This is a genomic window from Bacillus sp. LR_5, assembly GCF_042709275.1.
The window spans coordinates 1-2,289 of record NZ_JAVAXX010000520.1; the positions used below are offsets into that span (position 1 = coordinate 1).

At 40.1% G+C, this 2,289-nt stretch carries 2 protein-coding genes; one reads left to right on the forward strand and one right to left on the reverse strand.

Annotated elements, in window-relative coordinates; all coding sequences use genetic code 11:
- The first annotated feature begins 252 nt into the window (after nt 1-252).
- The gene (locus tag RAC86_RS37925; protein ID WP_377886882.1) at nt 253-1,083 is read left to right on the forward strand and encodes a MetQ/NlpA family ABC transporter substrate-binding protein; all 831 of its coding nucleotides are present in this window, start codon (nt 253-255) and stop codon (nt 1,081-1,083) included.
- Nucleotides 1,084-1,085: 2 nt separating this feature from the next.
- Here the strand turns inward: RAC86_RS37925 and dgcK are convergent, their stop codons facing one another.
- A complete protein-coding gene (gene dgcK / locus RAC86_RS37930; RefSeq protein ID WP_015383186.1) occupies nt 1,086-2,165 on the reverse strand; it encodes a diguanylate cyclase DgcK in 1,080 nt (359 codons plus the stop codon).
- Between the last annotated feature and the right edge of the window lie 124 nt (nt 2,166-2,289).

The following is a 2,289-nucleotide window of genomic DNA, read 5'->3' on the forward strand; positions in this document are numbered from 1 at the left end:
CCATATTTATTTTTCAATTTGATATTTATTTGCGGAAATTCATCTGCTTTCTCGATATGTGATCATACGTTTGCCTTAGTATTTCTTCATTTTGGGAAGATAAGTAATAGGAATTGACAACCTTATTGGATATGAGTAAGGTAAAAGTTAATCAATATTACAAATGACAACGTTTATCAACTAAGAGAGCGTATGATTTTTATGTCTGATATTGCTTGCATGCTCTAATACATAGATAGGAGTATGGTCACAATGAAAAAGTGGCTTATATGCAGTTTCGTCCTTGTTCTTCTCGTTTCATTTACTGCATGTTCACCGTCTGCAGAACATGAATCGATAAAAATCGGGATTGCTGAGTCTGACGGGGCAATATGGAACTATATTGCTCAAAAGGCTGAAGAGGCAGGGCTGGATATTCAGCTGATCCCTTTTTCTGATTATGCGGAGTCTGATATCGCACTTGCTAACAAAGAAATTGATGCCAACGCCTTTCAAACCATTTCATATTTTCAGTCGTTCACCCAAAAATACAAACTTAATTTGACGCCGCTCGGGACGACATACATAACGCCCATGGGCATTTATTCAAAACGATATGACCGAATCCAAGATATACCGCGAGGAGCTGTCGTTTCTGTTCCGGATAAAGCGTTCGATTTTGGCAGGGCGCTTACAGTGCTCCAGGAAGCGGGTTTGCTAACGCTGAAAAACGGATTTAACGGAACAGGTTCAGTTGATATGATTAAAGATAATCCGAGAAACCTGAAATTAAAAGCTGTCCGGCAACAGGATGCAGTAAGCGGTGCCGACGTGTTTGTCATGAAACCATCAGAAGCAAAAAAAGCGGGCCTGAACCCGAAAAAGCATACACTAAAGAGCGGCGGACCCATGTCTGGGGAAGAGATGAATTTGATTGTTGTCAGAGCGGAGGATCAAGATCGGGAAGCGCTGCAAACCATTCTTGAGCTTTATCAAGCAGATGATACAGCGGCATTTATAGAAAAAGAATATCAGGGAGATCTTGTCCCGGCTTTTCTGCCTTTGAAACGTCTTTCAGATTGGAAGAATGAATTCGAACATTGAATTCATTCTTTTTTTTCTGAAAAACACACTCTGTTCCGTCCCGTTTCTTTCGCTTTGTAAAGCATTTGATCGGCAAGAATGGGCAAGGATCCTGGCTGTTCCGTATTATTGGGGTAATGAGCGGCCCCTAGTGATATCGTAACTGAAAGCTCTTCGCCGTTTGTTAATACAATCGGTGCATCACTTACAGTGCTCCTGATCCGTTCAGCGATCCGGGCTGCTTTATCAAGAGAACAGTTCGGCAGGAGAACGGCAAATTCTTCACCGCCGATCCGAGCGGCAGGATCAGTATTTCGGATGCTCTGCTTCAGACGTAACCCCAGCTCTTTGAGCACCTGATCTCCTTCATGATGGCCATATTGGTCATTGATGGTCTTAAAATGATCGATATCCATATAAATCAGTGCAAATTGAAAATGCGGGGTATCGGCCGCCTGCTGATACAGAGCTTTTGTGGTTTCTTCAAACTTTCTTCGGTTATACACGCCTGTTAAAAAGTCAAAGTGCGCCTGAAACTTATATTGTTTAAAAAGAAGATGTGCATTTGTTTCATGATCAATAATATATAAACTGAGCATGCCGCCCGCTATTGATATGATCCAAAAATACAAATGAAGTTCGTATGAATGTAAATCTATAAGAAAATAAAAGGAAAAGGAGATCAAGCTATTTGTGATTATTAAAAGATAGAAAGCATGTTTTAGTTGAACTTTTTTTCTTCTAGAAACAATGAGTGACGGGATGGCAGCGATACAAATGATAATAACCGAGTATAGTGCAGATGTGTTCATTGTAATCAGCAAGCGGCCTGCAGTGATCATGGCCAGGGCCGTTGCCGTTGAAACCCAGCCTCCATAAAGAGCGGCAATCATAATAGGGATATTTCGAAGATCAATAATTGAATGCTGATAGGTAAATCCAAAAACCATCAGAATAACCCCGAGCAAACCGCAGGCCAGTCCCTTAACAGCTTGAAAAGATATGCTGTCTTTTTTATGTACTAGCCTTTCTTTAAACAGGTGGGTGAAGAGATAATTAAATGTGATTAAAATGGTCAAATTTACAAACAGTTCTTTCAGCAATATTATCACCCTTATATAAGGTACTAAAGATGGAAGGGAAAGAAAAGAACAAAAAAGGCATTATATAAGGTTTTTTTACTTGAATTGATAAGTTAAAATAATTCGCACTTGACCCATCGGAATT